Source organism: Gemmatirosa kalamazoonensis (assembly GCF_000522985.1).
Lineage (GTDB): Bacteria > Gemmatimonadota > Gemmatimonadetes > Gemmatimonadales > Gemmatimonadaceae > Gemmatirosa > Gemmatirosa kalamazoonensis.
Map to the genome: position 1 here is coordinate 989,630 of NZ_CP007129.1, position 26,379 is coordinate 1,016,008.

Annotated in this window: 20 protein-coding genes and 1 pseudogene; 14 read left to right on the forward strand and 7 right to left on the reverse strand. The window is 74.2% G+C overall.

Annotated elements, in window-relative coordinates; genetic code table 11:
• The first annotated feature begins 5 nt into the window (after window positions 1-5).
• The 10 genes and pseudogenes from J421_RS27490 (at window position 6) to J421_RS27530 (ending at window position 9,285) form a co-directional block, all read left to right on the forward strand.
• A complete protein-coding gene (locus J421_RS27490; RefSeq protein ID WP_025414331.1) occupies window positions 6-770 on the forward strand; it encodes an ABC transporter ATP-binding protein in 765 nt (254 codons plus the stop codon).
• Window positions 760-1,719: an ABC transporter ATP-binding protein gene (locus J421_RS27495; RefSeq protein WP_025414332.1), complete on the forward strand. Its 960-nt coding sequence runs from the start codon at window positions 760-762 to the stop codon at window positions 1,717-1,719. Before J421_RS27490 ends, J421_RS27495 begins: the two co-directional genes overlap by 11 nt.
• The gene (locus J421_RS27500) at window positions 1,716-2,828 is read left to right on the forward strand and encodes an ABC transporter permease (RefSeq protein WP_025414333.1); all 1,113 of its coding nucleotides are present in this window, start codon (window positions 1,716-1,718) and stop codon (window positions 2,826-2,828) included. Before J421_RS27495 ends, J421_RS27500 begins: the two co-directional genes overlap by 4 nt.
• A complete protein-coding gene (locus tag J421_RS34420; RefSeq protein ID WP_148306578.1) occupies window positions 2,825-3,385 on the forward strand; it encodes an ABC transporter permease in 561 nt (186 codons plus the stop codon). Before J421_RS27500 ends, J421_RS34420 begins: the two co-directional genes overlap by 4 nt.
• A 14-nt stretch (window positions 3,386-3,399) precedes the next feature.
• Window positions 3,400-3,954: an ABC transporter permease gene (locus J421_RS34425; protein WP_343123363.1), complete on the forward strand. Its 555-nt coding sequence runs from the start codon at window positions 3,400-3,402 to the stop codon at window positions 3,952-3,954.
• A 250-nt stretch (window positions 3,955-4,204) separates the two neighbouring features.
• Window positions 4,205-4,539 (forward strand): annotated as a pseudogene (locus J421_RS27510) (GxxExxY protein).
• A gap of 314 nt (window positions 4,540-4,853) precedes the next feature.
• The gene (locus J421_RS27515) at window positions 4,854-6,227 is read left to right on the forward strand and encodes a TolC family protein (RefSeq protein WP_104023347.1); all 1,374 of its coding nucleotides are present in this window, start codon (window positions 4,854-4,856) and stop codon (window positions 6,225-6,227) included.
• A 34-nt stretch (window positions 6,228-6,261) separates the two neighbouring features.
• Complete coding sequence (locus tag J421_RS27520) at window positions 6,262-6,513, forward strand: hypothetical protein (protein ID WP_025414335.1); 252 nt, start codon at window positions 6,262-6,264, stop codon at window positions 6,511-6,513.
• Window positions 6,498-7,238, forward strand: coding sequence for a DUF3108 domain-containing protein (locus J421_RS27525; RefSeq protein ID WP_025414336.1), 741 nt, complete (start codon window positions 6,498-6,500; stop codon window positions 7,236-7,238). Before J421_RS27520 ends, J421_RS27525 begins: the two co-directional genes overlap by 16 nt.
• A 13-nt stretch (window positions 7,239-7,251) precedes the next feature.
• Entirely contained in the window at window positions 7,252-9,285 is a 2,034-nt protein-coding gene (locus J421_RS27530; protein WP_025414337.1) for an FAD-dependent oxidoreductase, read from the forward strand.
• Between the two features lie 7 nt (window positions 9,286-9,292).
• Here J421_RS27530 and J421_RS27535 read toward each other — a convergent pair whose 3' ends face one another.
• The 5 genes from J421_RS27535 to J421_RS27555 form a co-directional block, all read right to left on the reverse strand.
• The gene (locus J421_RS27535; RefSeq protein WP_025414338.1) at window positions 9,293-11,209 is read right to left on the reverse strand and encodes a leucine-rich repeat domain-containing protein; all 1,917 of its coding nucleotides are present in this window, start codon (window positions 11,207-11,209) and stop codon (window positions 9,293-9,295) included.
• Window positions 11,210-11,371: 162 nt separating this feature from the next.
• Window positions 11,372-12,289, reverse strand: coding sequence for a ketopantoate reductase family protein (locus J421_RS27540; RefSeq protein ID WP_025414339.1), 918 nt, complete (start codon window positions 12,287-12,289; stop codon window positions 11,372-11,374).
• Between the two features lie 155 nt (window positions 12,290-12,444).
• Window positions 12,445-13,830 (reverse strand): serine hydrolase domain-containing protein, encoded by a 1,386-nt coding sequence (locus J421_RS27545; protein ID WP_104023349.1) that lies wholly within the window; start codon window positions 13,828-13,830, stop codon window positions 12,445-12,447.
• Between the two features lie 189 nt (window positions 13,831-14,019).
• On the reverse strand, window positions 14,020-14,457 hold the full coding sequence (locus tag J421_RS27550) for a cupin domain-containing protein (protein ID WP_025414341.1): 438 nt from the start codon (window positions 14,455-14,457) through the stop codon (window positions 14,020-14,022).
• Between the two features lie 26 nt (window positions 14,458-14,483).
• Window positions 14,484-16,358, reverse strand: coding sequence for a protein kinase family protein (locus J421_RS27555; RefSeq protein WP_025414342.1), 1,875 nt, complete (start codon window positions 16,356-16,358; stop codon window positions 14,484-14,486).
• 135 nt (window positions 16,359-16,493) lie between these two features.
• Between J421_RS27555 and tssK the strand changes: the two genes are divergently transcribed.
• Window positions 16,494-17,915 (forward strand): type VI secretion system baseplate subunit TssK, encoded by a 1,422-nt coding sequence (gene tssK, locus J421_RS27560; protein WP_104023350.1) that lies wholly within the window; start codon window positions 16,494-16,496, stop codon window positions 17,913-17,915.
• A gap of 35 nt (window positions 17,916-17,950) precedes the next feature.
• Here the strand turns inward: tssK and J421_RS27565 are convergent, their stop codons facing one another.
• Window positions 17,951-18,313, reverse strand: a complete 363-nt coding sequence (locus tag J421_RS27565) for a four helix bundle protein (RefSeq protein WP_104023351.1) — start codon at window positions 18,311-18,313, stop codon at window positions 17,951-17,953.
• A 235-nt stretch (window positions 18,314-18,548) separates the two neighbouring features.
• On the opposite strand from J421_RS27565, the gene J421_RS27570 reads away from it, so the two are divergent.
• From J421_RS27570 to J421_RS27580, 3 genes are read left to right on the forward strand one after another with little or no spacing between them, the layout of a single operon-like run.
• Complete coding sequence (locus J421_RS27570; RefSeq protein WP_025414345.1) at window positions 18,549-19,304, forward strand: DotU family type IV/VI secretion system protein; 756 nt, start codon at window positions 18,549-18,551, stop codon at window positions 19,302-19,304.
• A 30-nt stretch (window positions 19,305-19,334) separates the two neighbouring features.
• Entirely contained in the window at window positions 19,335-22,907 is a 3,573-nt protein-coding gene (locus J421_RS27575) for an ImcF-related family protein (protein WP_025414346.1), read from the forward strand.
• Between the two features lie 47 nt (window positions 22,908-22,954).
• Window positions 22,955-24,490, forward strand: a complete 1,536-nt coding sequence (locus tag J421_RS27580) for a glycosyltransferase family 39 protein (protein ID WP_025414347.1) — start codon at window positions 22,955-22,957, stop codon at window positions 24,488-24,490.
• Window positions 24,491-24,502: 12 nt separating this feature from the next.
• On the opposite strand, the gene J421_RS27585 is transcribed toward J421_RS27580, so the two are convergent.
• On the reverse strand, window positions 24,503-26,329 hold the full coding sequence (locus tag J421_RS27585) for a serine/threonine-protein kinase (protein ID WP_104023354.1): 1,827 nt from the start codon (window positions 26,327-26,329) through the stop codon (window positions 24,503-24,505).
• Window positions 26,330-26,379: the final 50 nt, after the last annotated feature.

The window sequence follows — 26,379 nt, forward strand, 5'->3', positions numbered from 1 at the left end:
CGACCATGCATCCCCTCGATCACTCGTGCGCCGTGATCGTCGATGGGCTGACGCGCCGCTTCGGCGAGCACGTGGCACTCGACGCCCTGTCGTTCCGCGTCGCGGCGGGGGAGCTGTTCGGCCTCGTCGGCCCCGACGGCGCGGGCAAGACGACGACGCTGCGCGTGCTCGCCGGCGTGCTCCGCCCCACGACGGGCGATGCGATCGTCGCCGGCGCGAGCGTGGCGCGCGATCCCGAGGGGGTCAAGCACCGCATCGCGTACATGTCGCAGCGCTTCGGCCTGTACGGCGATCTCACCGTGCGCGAGAACATCGACTTCTACGCGGACCTGTTCGGCGTGCCGCGGCGCGCGCGTCCGGCGCGGCTCGAGCGGCTGTACGGGTTCTCGCACCTCGGCCCGTTCGAGAAGCGGCTCGCCGCGAACCTCTCCGGCGGCATGAAGCAGAAGCTGTCGCTCTGTTGCGCGCTGATCCACGAGCCGGAGGTGCTGCTGCTCGACGAGCCGACGTTCGGCGTCGATCCGATCTCGCGGCGCGAGCTGTGGCTCGTCGTGCACGAGATGGTCGCCGGCGGCATGACGGCGATCGTGTCGACGTCGTACCTCGACGAGGCGGAGCGGTTCGACCGCGTCGCCCTGCTGCACCACGGCCGCATCGCCGCGCTCGACGCGCCTGCCGCGCTGCAGGCGCGCGCGCGCCACGGCGGCGACGCCGAGCCCTCACTGGAGCAGGTCTTCATCGACCTGGTGACCACCGACGATGTCCACTGACCTCCATACACAGGACCCGGCCATCGCGGTCGAGGATCTCACGCGGCGCTACGGCGCGTTCACCGCCGTCGACGCGGTGAGCTTCGCCGTCGCGCGCGGCGAGGTGTTCGGCTTCCTCGGGCCCAACGGCGCGGGCAAGACGACGACGATCAAGATGCTCACCGGCCTCGTGCGCCCGACGTCGGGGCGCGGCACGGTCGCGGGGCTCGACGTCACGCGCGACGGCGCGCGCATCAAGCACGTCATCGGCTACATGTCGCAGCTCTTCTCGCTCTATCACGATCTCACCGTCGACGAGAACATCGAGTTCGCCGGCGGGCTGCACGGCGTGACCGGAGCGCGCCTCGCCGCGCGCCGCGACTGGGTGCTGGCGATGGCCGGCCTCGAGGCCGAGCGGCGACGTCCGACCGGGGAGCTGCCGTTAGGCTGGAAGCAGCGCCTCGCCCTCGGCTGCGCGGTGCTGCACGAGCCGCGTGTGCTGTTCCTCGACGAGCCGACGTCCGGCGTCGATCCCCTCGCGCGGCGCGCGTTCTGGGACGTGATCCGCGAGCTCGCCGCGGCCGGCACGACGGTGCTCGTCAGCACGCACTACATGGAGGAGGCCGAGTACTGCGGCCGCCTCGCGCTCATGAACCGCGGCCGGCTCGTCGCGTTGGGCACGCCCGCGGGGCTGCGCGACGCGATGCCGGAGCCGGTGCTCCGCGTCGCCGTGAGCGATGCGCCGCGCGCCGTCGCCGCGCTCGCCGGCGCGGAGGGCGTGCTGGAGGCGAGCCTGTTCGGTCGCGTGCTGCGCGTGGTGGCCGCCGACGCCGTGTCCGCGACGCGCGCCATCCGCACGCGGCTCGAGGGCGCCGGAATCGTCTGCCATGGCGTCGAGCGTGTGCCGTCGTCGCTCGAGGACGTGTTCGTCTCGCGCGTGCGCAGCGCGGGGGGAGCGGTGATCTCATGAGCCCCGCCGCCACGCGTCTCCTCGCCGTCGCGCGCAAGGAGGTCATCCAGCTCCGGCGCGACCCGCGCAGCCTCGGCCTCGCGTTCCTCCTGCCGCTGCTGCTGCTCGTGCTGTTCGCGTACGCCATCACGACCGACGTCACCGACATCCGCGCCGCGGTGGTGGACCACAGCCGCTCGCCGGAGAGCCGCGCGCTCGTCGCGGCGTTCGCGCGGTCGGGCTACTTCTCCGTCACCGAGACGCCGGCGACCGACCGCGACGCGAACACGCTCGTCGAGCGCGGCGCGGTGCGCGTGGCGCTCGTCATCCCCGAGCGGTACGCGCCCGATCTCGCGGCGCACCGCGGCGCGCCCGTGGAGCTGCTGCTCGACGGCAGCGACGCGAAGACCGCGACGACCGCGCGCGGCTACGCGGACGCCATCGTGCGCAGCCACTCGGCGCGGCTGTCGGTCTCCGGCAGGCCGGCGCTCCGCGCCGAGTCGCGCGTGTGGTACAACGAGACGCTCGACAGCAAGACGATGATCGTGCCGGGGCTCATCGGCGTCATCATGTCGATCATCGCGGCGATGCTGACGTCGCTCACCGTGGCGCGCGAGTGGGAGCGCGGCACGATGGAGCAGCTCGCGGCGACGCCGGTCGGCCGCGGCGAGGTGATCCTCGGCAAGCTGCTGCCGTACCTCGTCATCGGCCTCGTCGACGTGCTCGTGGCGCTCGCCGTCGGCGTGTACGGCTTCGGCGTGCCGTTCCGCGGCAGCGTGCCGCTGTTCCTCCTCGCGTCGACGATCTTCCTGCTCGGCGTGCTGGGGCTCGGGATCATGCTGTCGTGCAAGCTGCGCACGCAGCTGCTCGCGACGCAGGCGGCGATCTTCGCCACGTACATGCCGGCGCTGCTGCTCTCCGGCTTCATGTTCACGATCGACAACATGCCCGCGCCGCTCCGGCTCGCGTCGCGCGTGGTCGCCGCGCGCTACTTCGTCGAGCTGACGCGCGGGATCTTCCTCAAGGCCAGCGGCGTCGACGTGCTCTGGCCCTCCCTCGTCGGCCTCGCGCTGTACGCGGCGGCCACCATCGCCCTGAGCGTGCGATCGTTCAGGAAGGAGCTCGCATGACGCACGCCTCGACACGCTTCTCCTGGGTGCGCCTGTGGCACATGGTGCGCAAGGAGCTGAAGCAGATGGTCCGCGACCCGAAGGCGCGGCCGATCCTGTTCGTCGTGCCGGTCGTGCAGATGATCCTGCTCGGCTACGCGGCGACGACCGACGTGCGGAGCATCCGCTTCGTCGTCGCGGACCACGATCGCACGACGGAATCGCGCGCCCTCGTCGACGCGTACCGCACGAGCGGCTACTTCGATGTGGTGGTGCGCACCGAGCGCGCGGTCGAGCTGTCCGCGGCGCTCGAGCGCGGCGTGGCGACGGTGGGGCTCACCGTTCCGCCGGGCTTCGCGCGCGACCTGCGCGGCGGCCGCGCGCCGGCGGTGCAGGTGGTCGTCGACGGCTCCGATGCGAGCCTCGCCACGGTCGCGCAGTCGTACGCCACGCAGGTCGCGCTGCAGTTCGGCGCGCGCGCCGTGCGGGGACCTGCGGCGGCACCGGTGGAGCTGCGCGCGCGCGCGCGTGGTACAACCCCGGCCTGGAGAGCCGCTACTTCAACGTGCCCGCGGTGATGGGTGTGCTGTTGATGCTGATCTGCCTCCTACTCACGTCGCTCGCCGTCGTGCGCGAGCGCGAGATCGGCACGCTCGACCAGCTCCTCGTCAGCCCGATCACGCCGACGGAGCTGATCATCGGCAAGACGATCCCCGTGCTCGGCGTCGGCGTGCTCCACCTGCTCATCGCGATCGGCATCGCGCTGTTCCACTTCGGGGTGCCGCTGCGCGGCTCGTTCGCGGCGCTGTTCCTCGCCACGGTGCTGTACGTGCTCGCGGGACTCGCGCTCGGGCTGCTCATCTCGACGGTGTCGCGCACGCAGCAGGAAGCGTTCATGCTGCTGATCCTCTTCTTCCTGCCGGCGGTGGTGCTCTCCGGCTTCCTGTCGCCGATCGACACCATGCCGGCGGCGTTCCGCTGGCTCACGGTCGTGAACCCGCTGCGCTGGTTCCTCGAGATCGTGCGCGGCGTGTTCCTGAAGGGGCTCGGCGTGCGCGAGCTGTGGGTGCACTACGCGACGCTCGCGACGATGGCGAGCGGGATGCTGTGGCTCGCGATGCGGAGGTTCGCGCGGGCGATCGCGTGAAGCACGACATTGAACCGCAGAGGACGCAGAGGGCCGCAGAGGAGAACCAATTGGTGTTGGTCTCCTCTGCGGCCCTCTGCGTCCTCTGCGGTTCAGACTGACAGCGACGGTCCTCACCTGGCGCGAGACGCTCGTGTGACGCGCGCGTGACGCGGGGGTGGAACGTGCGCGTCGGTGTTGCTGTTCCCCGCGAGCCACGGAGGATGCGATGCACCCGAACGAAGTCAGCGGGCAGATCGTGGACGCCGCGATGAAGGTCCATTCGGCGCTCGGCCCGGGTCTCCTGGAGAGCGCCTACGAAGCGTGCCTCGCGCACGAGCTGCGGAAGCGAGGCCTTCCGTCCTCGTGCAGCATCCGCTGCCGGTGATCTACGACGGCATCCGCATCGACGTCGGCTATCGCGTCGACATGTTCGTCGAGGACACCGTGGTCGTCGACCTCAAAGCCGTCGCCAAGACCGCCCCTGTGCACGAGGCACAGCTGCTCACCTATCTGAAGCTGAGCGACCGGCACGTCGGGCTGCTCATCAACTTCCACGTGCTGCACTTGCGCGACGGGATCACGCGGCTCGTCAACGAGCTGTAAGACTCTTTGATCGAACCGCAGAGGACGCAGAGGGCCGCAGAGGAACGCCAACGAGAGAGTTGGTTTCCTCTGCGTCCTCTGCGTCCTCTGCGGTTCAGTGTTGCTCGCGCCATTCCGCGACGTCGCGACATTCCGCGACCGCGACGCGACGGCAACCCCCGGCTCGTGTTCGAGCACGACACACCAAGCCGTTGTCACGCATCGCCTTACGCGCGCAATGCACGCGCCCTCGCGAATGGTCCTCGCGTTGCCTTTCCCAGCGAGCGGTCGGACGCGCACCCGCGCCGAGTCGAACCGGACTTCCCTCCCCGCTCATGTCCATCCACGCTACCTCCCGCCACTTCCGTCGCGTCGCACCCGTCGCGGCGTTGATCGCTTCGCTGTCTCCCACCCGCGCGCGCGCGCAGGAGCCGTCGGCGGGGCATCTCACGCTCGGCGGCGCGGCGCGTCTCGCGGCGCTGCGCAGCGCGGCGAGCGCCGGTGCCGCGGCGCGCTCGGCGCAGGCCGACGCGCGCACGTCGCAGCGCCGCGCCGAGCTGCTGCCGACGCTGTCGACGAGCGCGCAGCTCGGCGCGCGCACGACGAACTCCGCGTCGCTCGGCATCGACTTCCCGACATCGGCCGGTAACGCGCCCGCGTTCGATCCGCGCGGTGAGCTGATCGGACCGGTGCACGACATGGATCTCCGCGCACGCATCGCGCAGCGCGTCGTCGACGTGCCGGCCATGCTGCGTTGGCGCGCGGCCGCCGCCGATGCCGACGCCGCACGCCGCACCGTCGCCGCCACCGCCGACCAGGCCGCGGAGCGCGGCGCCGCGGCGTACGTCGAGGTGCAGCGCGCCGAGGCCCGCATCGCCGCGCACCTCGCGGACTCCGCGCTCGCCGCGGAGCTGCTCGACATGGCGCGGCAGCAGCTCGCCGCCGGCGTCGCCGTGTCGCTCGACGTCACGCGCGCCGAGTCGCAGCTCGCCGATGCGCGCGCGCGGCTCATCACGACGCGCGGCCAGCACGAGCGCGCGCTGCTCACGCTGCGGCGCGAGCTGGCGCTCGACGCCAGCGCCCCGTTAGGCATCGCCGACACCCTCGCGGCGCCGCCGGTCGTCGAGCCCGCGCGGAGCGGCGACGACGCCGTGCGCGAGGCGCTCGCCGCGCGTGCCGACGTGCGGGCCGCCGTCGCGTCGCAGGACGGGGCGCACCTCCAGGCGCGCGCCGCGCTCGCCGAGCACCTTCCCACCGTGCAGCTGTTCGCCGACCACGGCGCGACCGGCCGCGGCACCGATCGGCTGCTCGGCACCTACGCGTACGGCGTGCAGGTCTCGCTCCCGTTGTTCGACGGGCTGCGCGCCGAGTCGCGCGCGGCCGAGGAGCGCGCGCGCGAGCGCGAGGCCGAGACGCAGCTTCAGGACGCGCGGCGCCAGGTCGAGACCGAGGTGCGCGGCGCGCTCGTCGACATCGCCACCGCGCGCGAGGCCGTCGCCGCCGCCGACGTGCGGCTCCGACTCGCCGAGCAGGAGGTGGCGCAGGCGCGGGAACGGTTCCGCGCGGGCGTCAGCGGCAACGCCGACGTCATCTCGGCTTCGATGTCGCTCGACGGCGCGCGCGATCTCGTGATCGATGCTCGCGCCGCGTACCAGCGCGCGCGCGTCGCGCTCGCCGCTGCACGCGGCGACGCCGCGACGCTGCCCTGATTCCGACACACCGCCTAACGAGAGGGATACTCCGATGATGCTCCCCACCGCCCTGCTCGAGCGCCTCGACCGCCTGGTCGTGCGCCGCACGCTCCACGCAATCGACCGCGGCACGCGGCCCGTCGAGCGCACCATCGAGTCGATCGACTTCCTCGCCACCGCGGGCGCCGAGGCGCTCGTGATGCACCTGCCGCACGCGGAGCTGATGCGCGCCGCGGAGGCCGACCTCCACTCCTCACTCGCGTGGCTCGCGGAGCGCGCCATCATCCCATGTCCGCTCACCTGATCGCGGGCGCGCTCGTCGCGCTGCTCCGGGCCCCCGCGCTGCCGGCGCTGCCCGCGGACGCGGCGCCCGTGCCGTTCGTCGTCGGCGAGGAGCTGACGTACCGGGCGTCGTTCGGCGGCATCCGCGCCGGCACCGCGCGCATGCGCGTCGAGGGCGTCGACACCGTGCGCGGCAAGCTCGCGTACCACCTCGTGTTCACGCTCGACGGCGGCATCCCGTTCTTCCGCGTGCACGATCGCTACGACAGCTGGGTCGACGTGCGCACGCTCTCGTCGCTCCGCTACCGCAAGGTCGTGTCCGAGGGCCGCTACAAGCGCTCGACGACGTACGAGATCTACCCCGAGCTGGCGCGCTACCGGCAGGACGACGACTCGCTGCGCGCGAGCGTCTCCGAGCCGCTCGACGACGGCTCGTTCATCTACGCCGTGCGCGTCGCCGGCGTGCGCGTCGGCGAGACGCGGCGCGACGAGCGCTACTTCCTCCCCGATCGCAACCCGGTGGTGCTGACCGGGCTGCGCCAGGACACCGTCACCGTGGACGCCGGCACGTTCCCCGCCGTCGTCGTGCGCCCATCCATCCGCACGAACGGGATCTTCTCCGAGCAGGGTGATGCGCAGGTCTGGTTCAGCGACGACGCGCGCCGCTACCCGGTGCTCGTGAAGACCAGGTTCTCGAAGTTCTCCGTGACGCTGACGCTCCAGTCGGCGACCGACCGCTCCGCCTAACCGCGTGTCTCCCGTGTCCATTCCCCGTGTCGTCATCATCGGCGGCGGCTTCGCCGGCAGTGCGTGCGCGAAGGCGCTGCGCGAGCGGCTGCCGTCCGACGCCTGCGAGATCGTTCTGTTCGACCGCGAGAACCACATGGTGTTCCACCCACTGCTGCCGGAGGTGATCGGCGCGTCGCTCGCCGCCGACGCGGTGGCGACGCCGCTCCGGCAGATGCTCCCCGGCGTGCGCTGTCGCACCGAGGAAGTCGTCGACGTCGATCTCGACGGGCGCGCCGTGATCTACACCGCGCACGACGGCGCGACGGGGCGCATGCCGTTCGACCACGTCGTCATCGCCTGCGGTCGGCGCGTGAGCCTCGGCATCATCCCCGGCATGTCCGACCACGCGTTCCCGCTGAAGACCGTGGGCGACGCGACCGCGCTGCGCAGCCACGTCATGCAGCAGCTCGAGCGCGCCGACGCGTGCGACGACGAGGCGCGGCGCCGCTGGTACCTCACGTTCCTCGTCGTCGGCGGAGGGTTCAGCGGCGTGGAAGCCGCCGGCGAGATCAACGACCTGGTGCGGTCCAGCATCCGGTTCTTCCCCGGCATCCGCGACGAGGACGTGCGCGTCACGCTCGTGCACGCGCGCGACGAGATCCTCCCCGAGGTGAGCCCGCCGCTGCGTGCGTTCGCCGCGAAGCGCATGCGCGAGGCCGGCATCGAGCTCCTGCTGAACGCCGCCGTCGCCGCCGCGACGCCCGAGGGCGTGTGGCTCGCCGAGGGACACGCGCTGCGCGGCGGCACCGTCGTGTGCACCGTCGGCACGAGCGCGGCGTCGTTCGTCGAGCGCATCGACGCGCCGAAGGACCGCGGCGTGCTGCTCACCGATGCCGACATGCGGCTCCAGGGTCATGACCACGCGTGGGCGCTCGGCGACTGCGCGCGCGTCGTCAACGCGCTCGACGGCAAGCCCTCGCCGCCGACGGCGCAGTTCGCGCTGCGGCAGGGGCGGCGACTCGGCGAGAACATCGCGCAGGCGCTGCGCGGCCGCCCCACGGCGCCGTTCGCGTTCAAGCCGCTGGGCCAGCTCTGCTCCATCGGGGGCCACACCGCGGTCGCCGAGGTGTTCGGCGTGCGCATCGGCGGCACGCTCGCGTGGCTGCTGTGGCGCTGCGTGTACGCGGCGAAGCTCGCGACGTGGTCCAAGCGCGTGCGCGTGGCGATCGACTGGCTGCTCCAGGCCGTCTTCCCGCGCGACCTCGTGCATCTCAAGACGACGACCACGCAGCGCGTCTCGCGCGCTTGCTACCAGCCGGGCGAGTTCGTCTTCCGCCGCGGCGACCCGGCGACCGACTTCTACGTCATCGAGCGCGGCGAGGTGGAGATCCTCGACGGCGACGTGGTGCGCGCGACGCTCGGCCCGGGCGACTTCTTCGGCGAGATGGCGCTGCTCGAGTCGCGGCCGCGCGGCGCCTCCGTCCGCGCGCGCACCGTGTTGGAGCTCGACGTCGTCGGCCGCGACGTCTTCACGCGCATGTCGAGCGCGCTCGGACCGCTGCGCGACCTCGTCGCCGACGCGGTGCGGCGGCGGCGCATCGACGTGTGGAACCGACTGCCGGCGGCGCACGCCGCGCTCGCCGCCGTCCCGCTGTCGACGTTCGTCGAGCCGCGCGATGCCGCGCCGCTGCGCCCGCACGACACGCTCGCCGACGCGATCCGTCGCTTCGCCGACGCGCGCGCGGAGCTGTGCACCGTCCTCGACGAGCAGGAGCACCTCGTGGGCGTCGTGCGCCGTCCCGACCTGCTGCGCGCCGTCGAGCGGCTCGTCGCGATGCCGGGCACCGCGCCCGCCGATGTACCCGTGCGCGACTTCATGGCCGCCGAGCCGGTGACCGTCGCGCGCGACGCGTCGCCGCTCGCGCTCGCGACGACGCTGCGCGAGCACGCGCTCACGTCGGTGCCCGTCGTCACGAGCCGCGAGGCGCCGCGCGTCGAGGGACTCGTGCGCGCGGAGTCGCTGTTCGCGTGGCTGCTCGACCACGCGCCGGCGCCCGCCCGTTAGGCGCCGGTCACGGCCACCAGCGCACCCGCACGCCGGGCGGGAACGCGGTCGCCACGCCGGGCGTCACGCCGCGTCCCGACACGCTCAGCTCGCGCAGCCTCGGCAGCCGCGCGAGCGCCGCGACGCCCGCGTCGGTGAGCCCGTGGCACGTGTCGAACGTGACGCGCTCGAGCGAGTCCATGCCGGAGAGCAGCGCCGGCGTGCGGTCGGTGATCGTGGTGTAGCTGTTGAAGTAGTACGTCAGGTTCGGCAGCCGCGCGACGTGCTCCGTCGCCGCGTCCGTCGTGTCGCGGCAGTACATGAGAACGAGCGACTCCAGCCGCTCGCACCGCGCGACGTGCCGGTACCCGGCATCCGGCACGTCCATCGGCATGAGCTCGCGCAGCGCGGGGAAGTCGGGGAGCGCCGCGACGCCGGCATCGTCGACGTTGAGGCAGCTCACCGACAGCCCGCGCAGCGACGGGATGTTCGCGAGCGCCGCGAAGCCGCGCCGCCGCAGGTTGTGGCAGCGGCGCCCCCAGATGTACTCGATCGAACGCGACGCGCTCAGTGCGACGAAGCCGTCGTCCCCCGCGCTCGTGTCCTGCACGCCGAGGAAGCGCAGCCGCGGCATCGCGGCGATCGCCGGCATCCAGTCGTCCTTCGCGTCGACGCCGAGCCATCCGAGGTTCGGCAGATCCACGAGCGGGTCCATCGCCGCCGCCGTGATGGCGAGCCGCGCGTCGTCGACGTTGAGCCCGAACAGCCCGTCGAGCCCGCGCAGCCGGCCCATCCCCGCGTCGGTGAACGGGCCGCGGAGCGCGAGGTGGTTCGGCGACGAGTCGTAGCTCACGAGCGCGAGCCGCACCTCGCCGCCGAGCCACGTCTTGAACGCCGGGATCTCGTGCAGCACCGGGATCCCCGCATCGGTCACCAGCTCGCCCGTCCGGAGCGTGCGCAGCGCGTCCATGCCGGCGAGCGCATGCAGCGCGCCGTCGCCGGTGCGCGTTCCGCCGAGGTTCACCTCGCGCAGCGCGCGGCAGTGCGCGAGCTGCGCCGCGCCGGCATCGGTGACGCGCGTCCACGCGAACGAGATCGACTCCAGCGCCGGCAGATCGCGCAGCACCGGCAGGCCGCGGTCGGTGACCGCCGTGCCCGAGAGATCGAGGTGCGTCAGACCCGGCAGCCGCGCGAGGTGGCGAACCCCCTCGTCGGTGAGCGCCTGCGAGCCGCCGAGTGCTAACGACGTCAGGCCTGGGATCCGGGCGACGTGGGCGAGCACCTCGTCGGTCATCTGCCCCTCCGCCACGAGCCGCGCCTCCGGGTGCTCGGCCAGTGCGCGCAGCACCGTGTCCCACTCGCGCGCGACGGCGAGCGTCGCTGGGTCCTCGCCGTCGCCGCGCACCACGCGCACGGGCCGCGTGGCGACGAGCGTCTGCGGCGACACCGTCGACGCGAACGCCGCGAGCTGCGCCCAGCTCGTGAAGCCGTGCTCTCGCGCCACGAGCCAGCGCGCGTCGTCGACCGTGATCTCCACGTCGCCGTCGGGCTCCGACGGACGCTTGCCGAGGTCGAGCTGCACGTAGCGGCGCATCGCCGGCCACGCGCGCCGGTGCCACGTGTGGCGGTAGAGCCGCTCCATCGCCTCGGGCGTGCCCGTGCGGTACGCGTCGAGCAGCGCGTCGGCCGCCGCCTCGTACTGCGCGAGCGGGCGTGCCGCCTCCATCGCTGCCTCCGACGACGCCTTCAGCGCGGTCCAGCCGTCGAAGCCCCGCTCGCGCGCCAGCGCGTGCTGCACGTCGCGGAGTGATGGGGACGCCGGTGCGTTAGGCACCGCGCGGTCGAGTCGGGCGCGCGCTTCGGGGTCGGCTCGGCGGAGCGCGGTGAGCCAGCGCTTCGCTTCCTTGCGGAGGCTCTCGAGGCCGCGGCGGGGCTGGTCGGACATGACACCTTCCTCCATGTCGCCCGGAGTCCGCTGAGCACGGGCAGGAAGAAGGGTGTGGCGGCGTGCCGTACCCGACTCGAGTGGGTGGGAGGATTCCCTTGCCGCGGACAGGAGGCGCCCCAGCGCGCGCTGCCCACACGCTGGCGCGCGTCGCGGCCGGCGTCAAGCCGCCCCCTCCTCGAGCAGCTTCACCAGCGCGTGCAGCGTCGCGTTCACCGGCGTCGGCACGCCTAACGCCGCGCCACGCGCCGCGACGTGGCCGTTGAGCGCGTCGATCTCGGTGCGCTTCCCGCGCGCCACGTCCTGCGCCGTCGACGACGTCGCGTCGGGCATGCCGTCGGCGAGGCGCAGCGCAGCATCCACCAGGTCGACGTCGGGGAGCCGCACGCCGTCCGCCTGCGCGACCGCGACGAGCTCGGTCACCGCCGCGCGCATCACCGCGCGCGTCCCCTCGTACGCCGTGATGCGCGCGTAGCGGGCACGGGTCAGCGCCGAGATCGCGTTGTACGCGCAGTTCATCGCCAGCTTCGCCCACAGCTCGCCGATCACGTTGTCCGACACGCGGCACGGCACGTCGGCGCGCGCGAACAGCGCCGCGAGGTCGCGCGCGCGTGGCGACTCGCCGATCACGAGATCGCCGCGGCCGGTGTGGCGAACGCGTCCCGGCCCCGTCATCGCGGCGGCGACGTACACGACCACCGGCAGCGCCGCGATCCCCGCAGCGGCGCGCATGCGGTCCACGTTGTCCACGCCGTTCTGCAGACTGAGCACGACCGCGCCGTCGCGGAGGTGCCGGGCGAGCGCGCGCGCCGCGTCCTCGGTGTCGCTCGTCTTCACGCACACCAGCACCACGTCGCACGCGCCGAGCACCGCGACGTCGTCGGTCGCCGCGGCGACGCGCACGCGCTCCGGCACGCCGCCGCGCTCCAGCATCAGCCCCTCGGCGGCGATGACGTCGACGTGCGCCGGACGGCCGACGAGCACCACGGGCGCGCCCGCGCGCGCGAGCATGCCGCCGTAGTAGCACCCCACCGCGCCGGCGCCGAGCACGCCGACGCGCGGCCACGGGTCGTCAGGCATAGCACTCGATGTGCGTTCGGGTCTCGGAGATTCTGCTGCGCTGTCTTGTCGAACCGCAGAGGACGCAGAGGGCCGCAGAGGACTGCAATTGTTGTCCTCTGCGGCCCTCTGCGTCCTCTGCGGTTCAATCGTCCATCACCGCGGAGAACACCGAGTCACCCGACCGGCGCGATCTGGTACTGCTCGAGCTTCCCGTCCGGCGTCTCGAACGTCCACACGCGGAGCACGCGGCCCGGGAACGTCGCGCGGTACGAGCGCAGCGTCATGCCGCCGCGCAGCGACTGTCCGGTCTGCACGAACGCCGTCGGCGTGCCTAACGGCGCGAGCCCGGCCGCGAAGTCGGCCAGCGCCTGGGCGCTGAAGTACGCGTTCGCGTCCGGCGTGAACAGCGAGCGGTCGATCGTCCCCTTCTGCAGTCCGGCGAAGATCGCCCGTGCCCGCTCGGCGCGCCCCTGCGTCAGCGCGTCCTCGGTCGTGAACAGGAGCGACGCCACGCCCTGCGCGATCGTGCCGGCGGCCGACGTCGCGTCCTGGTTCGTGAGCACGACCACCGCCGCGCTGTCGTCGGGGAAGACGATGTTCTGCGCGACGAACCCCGCGACCTCGCCGCCGTGCGAGATCGCGCGGTGTCCCGCGGTCGTGCCGACGTCGACGCCGAGGCCGTAGCCCGAGCTCACGCCGCTCGCGAGCAGCACGTCGCGCTCGAGCTCCCGGTACGACTCGGGGCGCAGCAGCCGCTGCTCGATCACCGAGCGGTCCCACGCCGCGAGGTCGCGCGCCGTCATCGCCAGCTCGCCGGCGCCCCACATCCAGCCCGCGCCCGTCGGGATCGCGGGACGCAGCGGGCCGAGCCCGTACCGGAGATACCCCTGCGGCTCGACCGCCGACGGGCCGCGCGTGTCGAAGTCCACGGCGGCGATGCCTAACGGATCGAGAAGGCGCGTCTTCACGAACTGCCAGAACGGGACGCCGCTCGCCTTCTCCACCGCGAGCGCGGCGATCACGAAGTTCGTGTTGCTGTACTGCCACCGCGTCCCCGGCTCGAAGTCGAGCGGGCGCTTCGCCCACCGCGCAAGGATCGCGTCGGCCGAGACCGGCCGCTGCATCTCCGGCGGCACGTAGTCCTGCGGCCAGAAGTCCTGATAGCCCGACGTGTGCGACAGGAGCTGGCGGATCGTCACGTCGCGGCCGCGCGTGAGCCCGGGCACCCACCGCTCCACCGGGTCGTCGAGCCGGAGCTTCCCCTCCTCCTGCAGCAGCAGCACGGCGGCGGCCGTGAACTGCTTGCTGATCGACCCGATCCCGTAGCGCATCGCCGGCGTGGCGGGCGTCCGCGGGTCGAGCCGCGCGAGCCCGTACGCCTGCGCGTACACGATGCTGTCGTGCCGCACCACGGCGACCGAGGCACTGGGCACGCCCGTCGCCGCGAGCACGCGCGTCGCGATGGAGTCGACGCGCGCCGGGAGCGGGTCCGCGTGCTGCGCGCCGAGCGCACCCGGCAGCACGACGAGGAGAGCCGTTAGGCGGGAGAGTCTGTGCATCTGTCCGACAGGATGAACGAGGATGGGCCGTGACGATGGACAGGATGCTCGTGCCATTCTTTCAGACAGGATGAACAGGAGGGACAGGATGAGAACCAACAACAACGGCAGTGCTCTTGTCGTTGGTTTTCATCCTGTCCCTCCTGTTCATCCTGTCGAAACGAGGAGCAGAAGGTCCCGTCCATCCTGTCACCGCGCGGGACGCCGCGCGCTCGGGAAGTCGACGATGTGCTCCCACTCGCTCGCGTCGGAGCGCGCGACCACGGCCACCACCGGCTCCGTGTCGCTGAGGTTCAGCACCTCGTGCGGCACACCCGGCTCGATGAAGATGAAGTCGCCGGCCGAGTTCTCCACCGCGTGCTCGAGCGACGGGCCGTACTCGTGCCGCACGCGTCCCTGCAGGATGTAGAGCATCACCTCGAAGTCCACGTGGATGTGCGCGTACGCCACGCCGCCCGGCGGGATCGTCGCCACGTTCATCGAGAGCCGCGACGCGTTCACGTTCTTCGCCGACAGCCCGGTCTTGTACCGGATGCCGTTCCACCCGCGCGTCGTCTCGCTCGCGCGCAGCACGGCGATGCCGTGCACGCCCTCGATCGCCGCGGCCAGATCCGTCCGTTCCGTCATGATCGTCGCTCCCGCTGTGGACCGGCCTACGGCTTCGGGGCCGGTGCGCTCGGCACCGTCGGCGCGGCGGGCGCCTTCGGCGCCGGCACGTTGGGCACGCCGCCCGGGAGCTCGCCCTTCGTCGCCTCCGGCGGCTTCGGGCGCAGCACGAAGTAGAGCACCACCGCCAGCGTCGCGAGCAGCACGAGGTTGAGCAGGATGATGAGCGCCAGCGGCACCGAGCGCTTCGGCGGCGGCGGCGCGGGGCGCGCCGGCGCCGAGGCCTTCGGCGGCGGGGGCGGCGGCGTCATCGACTGCCGGATCATCTGCGTGTACGGGCTCGACCCCGCCCCGCCGCCCGGCGCGTGCGCCGGCGTCGGGCCCGCGCCGAACGACGGCGGCGGCAGCGGCGGCAGCGGCGGCAGGTCCGCGAACCCGCCGCCCGCCGGCGCCCCGCCGCCGAACGGCGGGAATCCACCGTTCGGCGTGCTCGGCACGTTGGGCACCTGTGGCGGCGCGGCGCCCGGCGGCGGGAACGGCGACGCGAACGGCGACGGCCCGGAGCTGCCCGGCCCGACCGACGGCGGCGCGCTCTGGAACGGGTTCATCGGCGCGCCCGACGCGTCGAAGCCCACCGGCACCTGTGGCGGGGGTGGCGGCGCCGCGGTCAACGGAGGCAGCGGCGGGAGCGGGGGCAGCGACGACGGCGCCGGCATGGCGGACCCGGGCGGCGTCGACGGCATCGCGCTCGGCGCAGCGGCCAGGTCGAACGGGTTCGGCGGCGTCGCCGGCTCCGGCGGCGGCACGAACGGCGACGACGGCGCCGGTCCCGCGGGCGTCGACAGCGCCCCGAACACCTTCGTGAACTCGCCCGGCACGAGCGTCGGCGGCCCCGACGCGGGCGGCCCCGACGCGGGCGGCGCCGACGCCGGCGCCGGAGGCGGGGGTGGCGCCGGTGCGGGTGCCGATGGCGTCTCCGTCGGCATCGACGCCGCGCCGAACAGCCGCGTGAACTCCCCCGGCGTCTTCGCCGGCGGCGGTGCCGCGGGCGACGCCGGGCGTGGCGGCGCGGGCATCGGCGACGCATCGGCGACCGACAGCTCCGCGGTCGTCGTGATCGACGGCGGCGGCGCGGCGGGCGGCGGCGGCGCGAGCGGCGCGGCGGCCGCGGGCGCCGCGGAGGTCCCCTGCTGGAACATGCGCGTGAACTCGCCTGGCTCGCGCGCCGGCGCGGCCGGCGCGGCGGGCGCCGGCGCCCCGGGCGCGGCCGTCGGAGCGTTAGGCGCCGCGGCGCTGGGCGGTGCGTTAGGCGCGGCGTTAGGCGCGGCGTTAGGCGCGGCGTTAGGCGCGGCGTTAGGCGTTGCGTTAGGCGCCGCCTCCGGCTCGGCGTCGGGCACCATGCGCGCTTCCGAGCGGAACTTCCCGGCGGTCACGATGAGCCGCGTCGGCTCGTTCGGCCCCGCCACCTCGCCCATCCCGCCGACGTCGAACGCCACCGTCGACGTGTGGGCTGCCCCGGGCGCGCCCGCCGCGCGTGGCGCGGGCGGCGTGGGCGGCGCGGGTGCCGGCGGAGGCGGCGGTGCCGGTCGCTCGGGCGCGGGCGGCGGCGCCGCAGCGGCCGCCTCGGCGCCTCGCGCCGCGAGCCACTTCGGGAACGACGTCATCCCCGGCAGGAAGTCGGTCACCACCGCGTACCCCGCGGGGAGGATCGCCGTCTCCAGGATCCGCGTCTGGTCCGGCTGCGACAGCCGGGCCATCTGCGCGCGCAGCCGCTCCACGTCGTCCGGGCCGGCGTCGTCCAGCAGGTGGACCATCACCACCCGGCCGGTCGTGGTCTCCTGCGCGTTGTGGGTGCGCACCCCGTCGTCCACGGCGACGCACTTGAGGAGGCGGTACCGCGAGTGGAAGTCGTCGCTGGTCATCGGCGGGCGGCGGGGTCGGCGCGTCGCCCGCTCGCGAGTCAGGTTGCGCAGGCGGCGGCGACGGACGTCTATTGTTCACCGCGTGTCGTGCGGACGCAATCGCGCCCCACCCGCCCCGGCTCCGCTCCCTCTCGCATGCGCTCACCGTCGCGCCCTCCCACCCGGGTCGTCTGGGAGGAGGGGATGTTCCTCGCGCCGCAGCACTTCCAGGCCCAGCGCCGCCATTTCGAGGAAGGGCTCGCCCTCGCCCTCGACACGCTGTTCGCGTTCGCGCACGGCGTGAGCGCCGCCGCGCTCGATGCCGACGCCCTCGCGAACGGCACCCTCGCGCTGGACCACGCGCGTGGCGTCCTCCCCGACGGCACCCCGTTCCTCATCCCCGAGGCGGACCCCGCGCCGCCTCCCGAGCCGCTCGCCGAACGCTTCTCGCCGACGCGCGACGCGCACGTCGTCCATCTCGCGATCCCGGCGTGGCGCGGCGACGGCGCGAACGTCACCGACCCGTCGGCCGGGCCGGACTTCGACGCCCCGCCGAACGGCCACGACGCGCGCTACGTCGCCGTCGCCGCGCCGGTGCGCGACGAGACGACCGGGCTCGACTCCGCCCCCGTGCGCTTCGCCGCGAAGAACCTCCGCCTGCTGCTCGACGAGGAGCTCGCCCCCGACGACGTCTCGCTCCCGCTCGCGCGCGTGCGCCGCGACGGCGCCGGCCGCTTCGTGCTCGACCCCGACTTCGTGCCGCCGTGTCTCCAGATCGGCGCCAGCGAGCGGCTCCTCGGGCTCCTGCGCGGCGTCGTCGGCATGCTCGAGGCGAAGGGCGCCACGCTCGCCGCGACGCTCGCCGCGACGACCGCGACGGCCGCCCCCGCGCCTAACGCCACCGGGGGCCCCGCGGCGTACGTCGGCAACGAGATCGCGACGCGGTGGCTGCTGCACGCCGTGCGGTCGGCGGAGGCGCCGCTGCGGCACCTCCTCGCCACGCGGCGCGCGCACCCCGAGCAGCTCTGGTTCGAGCTGTCCCGCCTCGCCGGCGCGCTGTGCACGTTCTCGCTCACCACCGAGCCGCGCGACCTGCCGCTCTACACGCACGACGACCTCGGCGCCTGCTTCGGCGCGCTCGAGCGCCACCTGCGCGAGCACCTCGACGTCGTCGTCGCGGCGCGCGCCGTCGTCGTGCCGCTCACGCGTCGCACCGACGTGCTGTACGTCGGCACCATCTCCGACCCGCGCTGCTACGAGCCCGGCGCGCGCTGGTTCCTCGGCGTCCGCTCGTCGGTCGGCGCGGCGGAGACGATCGCGCGCGTGCCGCAGCTCACGAAGGTGTGCGCGAGCAAGTTCGTCCTCGAGCTCGTGCGCCGCGCGTTCCCCGGCCTCACCGTCGACCACGTCCCCGCGCCTCCGCCGGGCCTCGCCCCGCGCGGTGAGCTCGCGTACTTCGAGATCACCCTCGGCGGCCCCTGCGCGCAGGGCCTGCGCGACTCGCACGAGATGGGCGTCTACGTCCCGGCCGGGCTGCCCGACGCGGTGCTCGAGGTCGCGGTCCTGACGCCGAACTGACAGGGCAGGAGGGCAGGAGGGCAGGAGGGCAGGAGCTATTCGCGCAGCTTGACGAGCATCGCGCCGAGCATCCGGCGAATCTGGTCGGCGCAGTCGCGGGCGTCGGCGAGTTGGGGCGGCTGAGCGTAGCGCAGCATCTCGCACGCGTCGACGAGCGTCTCGACCTCGGCCAGCGACCCGCGCGCCATCGACAGGTGATTCAGGTACTCGGCGCGGTGGATGCGCGAGTGTCCCTCCGCGATGTTCGACGGCACCGACACCGCCGCCCGCCGCAGCTGCGCCGCCACCCCGAACCGCTCCTCGCCCGGCAGCCGCCGCGCGACGTCGTACGAGTGCTTCAGCAACTCCATCGCGCGCTGCCACACGACGAGCTCGCGGTGGTGCGTCAGTCTGCTCATTCATGCTCCCGTGGGTGACGCCGTACCCTGGCGCCCCACCGTCACGCGACCGTCACGCCCGAGGAGCGAGGGCAGAAGGGCAGGAGCGCAGGAGCGCAGAAGATCTTCGGATTCTCCCGCCCTCCCACCCTCCTGCCCTCCTGCCCTCTCTGTTCGCTCTGTCCCGTTCCCTGCGCCCGCACTACCTTGGGCGCCTGCTCAGATGTTCTCCGTCGTCCCCGCCGTGGCTTCACCGATGACGAGTTCCGTCCCTCCCGCCGTTCCCGCCCCGGTCCTCCCTGCCGTCGGCACCGGGCGCCTCGCGCTCGCGCTCCAGGAAGCGCTCACCGCCGTCGCGCGCCTCCGCGCCGACCGCCAGCCCGTCACTGACGCTGCCGGCTTTCGCGCCCACATGCTCCACCTCCTCGGCCGCGCCGAGGCGGAGGCGCGGAGCGCGGGCTACGAGGCGGCCGACGTGCGCATGGCCGTCTTCGCCGTCGTCGCCCTGCTCGACGAGTCGGCGCTGAACGCCCGCCAGCCCGCGCTCGCCGACTGGGCGCGCCGCCCGCTGCAGGAGGAGCTGTTCGGCGTCCACATGGCCGGCGAGTGGATCTTCCAGAACGTCGAGCAGCTGCTCGCCCGCCCCGACACGCCGGCCCTCGCCGACCTGCTCGAGATCCACCAGCTCGTCTTCCTCCTCGGCTTCAAGGGCCGCTACGGCGCCGCCGACCCCGCCGCGCTCCACGCGTACACGTCGCGCGTCGCCGACCGCGTGGGACGGCTGCGCGGCGTCCCCGGCGACCTCGCGCCGTCGTGGCGCCCCGGCGCCGATGCGGTCCTCGGCCGCGATCGCTGGATCCGACCGCTCGCCCTCGGCGTCGCCGCGAGCCTGCTGCTCGCCGTCGCGCTGTGGGGCGTCGGTGCCGTGTCGCTGCGCGGCGACACCGCGGAGCTCCGATCGTTGGGCGGCCCCATCTCCGCCACCGCCCCCGCCAGCGCGCCCACTCGTTAGGCACCCTCCCGAGTCCCGGCAGCAGTCCCAATGGCCCGCAGCAACTCCACGCGCTGGATCGCCGCGCTCGTCGCGCTCGTCGTCTTCATCGTCCTCGCCTGGCTCCTCGGCCGGATGATGACGCTCACCGACAGCGAGCGGCTGACGCTCCGCATCGTCCTCGTCGTCCTCGGCGTCGTCACCGCCGCGGCGCTCGCCTGGTTCCTCCGACCACAGACGCCGGCGGCGCCGAAGAAGGAGAAGGATGACGAGCTGGTCGCCGTCGACGCCGCGCGCGCCCGCATGCCGCGCGGCGCGTTCGACGCGAAGCCGCTCGTCCTCGTCGTCGGCACCGAGGGCAACTGCAAGACGACCGTCGTCACGCGCGCGGAGCTCGACCCGGAGCTGCTCGCCGGCGAGTCGCTCGGTGGCGACGCGCCCCCCGCACCGACCACGGCGGCCAACCTCTGGCTCGTGAAGGACGCCGTGCTCGCCGAGGCGGGCGGGCCGGTGTTCTCCGACGAGGGACGCTGGAAGGGATTCGTGCGCGCGCTGCGCCCGCCGCGCCTCCGCGCCGCGTTAGGCAGGGGCGCGCCCCCGCCGCGCAGCGCGGTCGTGTGCGTGAGCTGCGACCTGTTCTACTCCGGGGGTGCCGGCGAGCAGCTCGACGCGCTCGCCGCCCTCGGCCGCCAGCGCCTCGCCGACGCCGCGCGCGAGCTCGGCGTCGCGCTCCCCGTCTACGTGCTGTTCACGAAGGCCGACCGCATCCCGCACTTCGAGGAGTGGTCGGCGCCGTTCACGCGCGACGAGGTCCGCCCGCCGTTAGGCGCCGCGCTGCCGCTCGCCGGCGACGGAGCCGACGCCGCCGGCGCCTACGCCGAGCGCCTCGTGCCGCGCGTGGAGGCGGCGTTCGCGGAGATCGTCGGCTCGCTCGCCGGCCGTCGGCTCGACCTCCTCGGCCGCGAGACCGTCCCCGAGCGCCGACTCGGTGCGTACGAGGTGCCGCGCGAGATCGGCAAGCTCGCCCCCGCGGCGACGCGCTTCCTCGTGGAGCTCTGCCGCCCGCTGCAGCTCGGCGTCAGCCCGAAGCTGCGCGGCTTCTACTTCGTCGGCGTGCGCCCCGTCGTCGTCACCGATGCCGGCGCCGCGGCGCCCGTCGCCGCAGCCGCGCCGGCGGCCGGTGCCGCGGGCGGGCGCGCCACCGTCGCGTTCGCGCGCCCGAACATCGGTGGTGCGCTGGGCGCCGTCCCCGGCGCGTACACGCCGGCGACGACCCGACGCGTGCCGCAGTGGACGTTCCTCGACCGCTTCTTCCCCGACGTCGTCTTCGGCGATCCGGTGCCGGCGGTGCTCGCCGGCGGCGGCACGCGCGTCGCCGGCCTGCGCCGCACGCTGCTCGGCGCGGGCATCGGGGTCGGCCTCGTGCTGTCGTTGGGCGTGCTCGTGTCGTGGCTCGGCAACCGCAGCCTCGCGCGGCGCACCATCGCCGCGGCGCGCGCCGTCGAGGCGCTGCCGGTCGTCTCCGCGCCGGCCGGCACCATCGTGCTCCCCGCTCCCGAGGCGCTGCGCCGGCTCGACGACCTGCGCGTGGTGCTCGACGAGATCCGCGGCTACGAGACGACCCACGTGCCGCTGCACCTCCGCTGGGGCCTGTGGCGCGGCGACGCGCTGTTCGACCGCGGGCGTCAGGTGTGGGTCACCGGCTATCGCCGCCAGCTCCACGACGTCGCGTGGGCCGCGCTCGTCGACTCGCTCCGTGCGCTGCCCAGCACGCCGCGCCCGGCCGAGGAGTACGGGCGCGATTACGGCTGGCTGAAGGCGTACCTCGAGCTGACGAACGAGAACAAGCGCGCCACCTCCGTCGACCTCGCGCCCGTGCTGCTGTCCTCGTGGCAGCGCGGCCAGCAGACCGACGCCGACATCACCGCGCTCGCGCGTCGCCAGTTCGAGTTCTTCTCCGGCGAGGTCGCGCGCGACAATCCGCTGCCGCAGGCCGCGGACGCGGAGCTCGTCAAGGAGCTGCGCGCGTTCCTCAGCGGCTTCCAGGGCGAGCAGCGCATCTACCAGTTCATGCTCGCCGAGGCGAACAAGGCGGCGAAGCCCGCGCGGCTCGTCGACGTCGCGCCGAACGCGGCGGGCGTCGTGAGCGCGCCGGAGGTGCCGGGCGCGTTCACCGCCGCGGGGTGGAAGGCGATGCAGGACGCCTTCCGCAACTCGGACCGCTTCTTCCAGGGCGAGCGGTGGGTCGTCGGCGACGTCGGCGCGGTGCCGGACCAGGACCGCGCGCGCCTCGTCGCCGATCTGCGCACGAAGTATCACGCCGACTACGCGCAGCAGTGGCGCAACTACCTCGGCGCGGTGTCGGTCACGCGCCCGAGCTCCGCGGCCGACGCGGTGACGCGGCTCAACACGTTGGGCGGCGGCCAGTCGCCGCTGCTCGGCGCGCTCGCGCTCGCGGCGCGCAACACCGGCGCGCGCGTCACCGACTCCGCGCTCGCCGCCGGCTTCCAGCCGGTGCACGCGATCACGCCGCCCGACACGCTCGACAAGTTCGTCACCGATGGGAACAAGCCGTACTCCGACGGGCTGATCGCGTTGGGCACCTCGGTCGACGCGGTGGCGAAGGCCGCACCGGTGACCGATACGGCGAGCGCCGACGTGAAGCGGCAGGCCGCCACCCAGGCGCTTCAGAAGGCCAGCGACGCGAAGACCGCGGCGCTCCAGCTGGCCGCGAAGTTCAACGCCGATCCCGCCGCGGCGCAGATCGCGCCCCCGGTGCGCGCGCTGCTCACCGCGCCCATCGACGCCACCGACGCGCTGCTGCGCGGCGTCTCCACGCTCCGCTTCACCGCCGCCGCGCCGCCGAAGAAGCCGGCCGCCGCGCCGGCGGGCCCGCCGGTCGGCGGCGGCGCGTCCAACGCGGCCGACCTCGCGAAGAAGATCAACGACCGCGCCGCGCTGCTCTGCCAGCAGCTCTCGCCGGTGCTCGCGAAGTTCCCGTTCAACTCCGAGGCGACCACCGAGGCGACGACGAAGGAGGTTACCGAGATGTTCGCGCCCGGCGCCGGCGCGCTGTGGGTGTTCCAGCAGGAGCGCCTCGGCGGGCTGCTCGAGAAGCAGGGCGACAAGTGGGCGCCCGTGCCTAACGACCAGCAGATCGCGCTGTCGCAGGGCTTCGTGGACTTCTTCAACCGCGCGGCGCGCGTCTCGGCCGGGCTGTTCGCGGGTGGCGCGGACCCGAAGGTCGTCGTACGCGTGCACGCCATCTCCACCCCCGACGCGCCGCAGATCTGGTTCCGTCAGGGGGCGCAGGAAGCGCGCTTCGTGAAGAACACCGCGCCCGCGCAGTTCGTCTGGCCGTCGGCCACCGGCCGCGACGCGGCGATCACCGCGACGGTCGTGCGCGCGCGCCGCCCCGACACCAAGAAGACCGTCGCCCGCGCCGCCGGCGACTGGGCGCTGTTCCGCCTCGTCGCGCAGGCCACGAAGTCCGAGGGCGCGCACGCCGAGTGGAACGACAAGGACGTCGGCACCATCGCCGTCGACTTCGAGTACGAGAGCGGCATTCCCGTGCTCGGCCGGAATGCGCTCGGCATGGCGTGCGTCGCCCAGGTGACGAAGTAGGCTCGCCCGGCCCGACGGAGCGCGACGCGGCGACCGCCCGCTGGGGGGTGGTCGCCGCCGTCGTCTTCCTGCTCCTGCTGCACGCCGCGCTCGCGTGGCGGCTGCGCACGCTGTCGCTCGTCCCGACCCCGGACGCGGCGACGTATCTCGCGGTGAGCCGCTCGGTGCGCGCGCTCGGCTACCGGTCGGTGTATCAGTTGGGCGCGCCGCGGCACGTGCTCTACCCGCCCGGGTGGCCGACCGTGCTCGCCCTCCTCTCGCTCGTCGCCGGCGAGCGGCTCGACGTCGTCGTCGCGCTCGAGGTCGCGCTCTCCACCGCGACGCTCGCGCTGCTGTTCGACGTCGTGCGGCGCGCGTGGTCGCCGACCGTCGCGCTGCTCGTGCTCGCGGCATGCGCGGTGAACCCGCTGCTGCTCGAGTACGCGGGCGTCGCGCTGAGCGAGGTGCCGTTCATGTTCCTCACGACGCTGTGCGTGTGGGCGGCGCAGCGCGCGCGCGCGCAGCCGCGCTACGCGCCCCTCGCCGGCGCCGCCGCGGTCGCGGCGATGCTCGTGCGCAGCGCGGGCGTCGCCGTCGTCGCCGCGCTCGTCGTGCTCTGGCTCGTCGAGCGGCGCCGGCGCGCGGCGATCGGGCTCGTCGCGGTGGGCGGCGCGTGCGCGACGCTGTGGGTCGCGTGGGTGCTGAGTGCGCCGGCCCCCGCGCGCCAGGCGAGCTACGCGGCCGATCTGCAGCGCGGCTACGCGCGACCCGCCGGCGTCGCGGCGGTCGCGGCCCCGTCGTTGCCGGCGCGCGTGCTCGCCCGCGTGCCGCGCAACGCTGCCGACTACGCGCGCCAGCTGCCTGACGCGCTCGCGTTTCCGCGACGCGTCAATGGCTGGACGCGCCACGTCCCGGTCCAGCTGCTCGTCCTGGCGCTCGCCGTCGCCGCGCTCGCGGCGTTGTTCCGCCGGTGGGCCGCCGCGGCGCTCGTCGTCGCGTGCTACGCGGCGGTGCTGCTGGTGTGGCCGTGGGCGCTGCCGCGCTTCCTCGTGCCGGCGCTTCCGTTAGGCATGGTGGCGTTCGTCGGCGGCGCGTGGGCGCTCGGTGCACGCCTCGGACGGTGGCGGTGGATTCCCGCTGCCGCGGCCGCGGCGCTCGTCGTCGTCACGGCCGCGCGCGCCGACGCCCGCGCCGTGCGCGCGTCCGCGGCGTGCGACCGCGCCCAGCCGCTCGGCGCGCCGGCATGCCACACGCCGCTCACGTTCGCGGTGCTCGGCGCGCTGCGCTGGGTCGCCGACAGCACGCCGCGCGACGCGGTCGTCGGCGCGCGCTCGGGCGCGCTTGTGAGCTGGTACGCGCACCGGCGCACGGTCCCGCTCCGCGACGCGGTCGCCGCGGCGGACGACGCGCCGGCGTACGTGGTCGTCTGGCGGCGCGGCGGCGCGCGGCGCCCCGTGCTCGACGACGCCACGCCGGCGACGTGCGCGCGCCTCGGGCTCGCGCGCGCGTGGGGGAGCGACGTGCAGCTGTTCCGCGTGCTGCCTAACGGTGTCGCCGCCTCCGACTCCGCGGCGTGCCGGCTGCTCCCCGGCCCCGGCGAGTAGCGCTCGGCGCGCTCAGCCGCCGCACTGCTGCTGCAGCGGCCCCTCCTCGCGCACCGAGATCGCCCGACGCTGCTGCGGCGAGCGCGCGAGCCGCTTCGCCTGGCGGATCGCGTCGCACGCGCCGCGCATGTCGTCGGTCAGCACGAGCGCGTCGGAGAGCTTGATGCTCGCCCACGTGCTGTCGTCGGCGGTCGTGAGGCTCGTCATCAGACCGCGAATCACCGGCACCGCCTGACGCGCCGCGCGCTCCGCCTGGTCCGCGCCGATCCCCTGCGTGAGGTCGTACGACTGCGCGATGCTGTCGATCGCCAGCCGCGCCGCGGAGTTCTGTGCGCTGCGTACCGGCGCGCGCTCGGGGACCGGGGCGGGATCGGCGCCGCGCGGCGGCCGCTGGCCCGCATCGGGGCGCGGCGCGTCGGGGCGCGGCGCGACGCTGTCGTGCTTCACGACCGCCACGGGCGTGGCGTCGACCTTCGGCGGCGTCGAGTCGTGCCGCGCCGAGTCGGCCTTCACGACCGGGGCCGAGTCGGACTTCGTCGCCGACGAGTCCACCACCGCGGTGGCCGGCTTGTGCATGAGCATCACCCCCGCCGCGGTGCCGCCCAGCAGCGCGACGGCGAGTACGCCGCCGACGATCAGCCCGCGTCGCCTCGAGTCGCTCGCCGTCGTGGGCGTCGGCGTGGGCGGCGTGTACGCCGGCGCGGCCGACGTGCCTAACGCCCCGGCCGGCGGCGCGTAGCTGCCGACGGCGGGCGCCACGCCGGCGAGCGTCGCCGCCGAGACGTCGGCGCCGTTAGGCACCGTGGGCGTCGGCACCGCCTCCGTCGCCCATCCCGGGCGCGGCGCGCGCCCGCCCGCTTCCTCCTCCTGCCACGCCTCGATCGCCGCGCCCAACGCGCGCGCGAACGCGCCGGCGCTCGCCGGACGGTCCGCCGGGTCGCGCGACAGCGCCTGGTCGAGCACCGACTGCACCTGGCGCGGCCACCGCACCGACGGGCGCACCGCCGTCAGCGGCCGCGGCGGCGTCACGAGCCGCGCCGCCATGCCGTGGTCCGGCGTGTTCGTCGCGAACGGCAGCTCCGCCGTGAGACACTGGTACGCCACCAGCGCCAGCGCGTAGATGTCGCTCCGCGCGTCGAGCGAGCCGCCCAGCAGCTGCTCCGGGCTCATGAACTCCGGCGTGCCCACCACGAAGCCCGTCTTCGTCAACGCCGTCCCACCGGACTCGCCGAACGCCTTCGCGATCCCGAAGTCGACGACCTTCACGCGCTCCTCGACGGTGCCGTCGCCGTCGGTGTCGCCGTCGGCGATCACCATCACGTTGTCCGGCTTGAGGTCGCGGTGCACGATCCCCATCCGGTGTGCCGCGTCGAGCCCCTCGGCGATCTGCCGCGTCACGGCCGCGGCGCGGGCCGGCGCCATCGGGCCGCCCTCGGTCAGGATCTTCTTCAGCGTCTGCCCCGGCACGTACTCCATGGCCAGGTACACCACGCCGTTGTCCGTCTCGCCGAAGTCGTAGACGCGCGCCACACGGTCGTGGTCGATGCGGCTCGCGTTCGCCGCCTCGCGGTTGAACCGCGCCACCGCCGACGCGTCCTGCAGCATCTCCTTGCGCAGCACCTTGATCGCCGCCTGCTGCGGCAGCCGCACGTGCCGCGCGAGGTATACCGTCCCCATCCCCCCCTCGCCGAGGACGTCCGTCACGAGGTAGCGGTCCGCGATCACGCTCCCGACGAGGTCCTCGCGCAGGTCGGCGGAGCGCAGCGTCGTGCCGTCGGCGGGGCAGAACACGAGCGCGTCGGCGTACGTGACGCCGCAGACGGAGCAGATCTTCGACATGTGCGGAGGGGCGGCTCGACGGGGGACGACGGCAGCGGGACGACGGGATC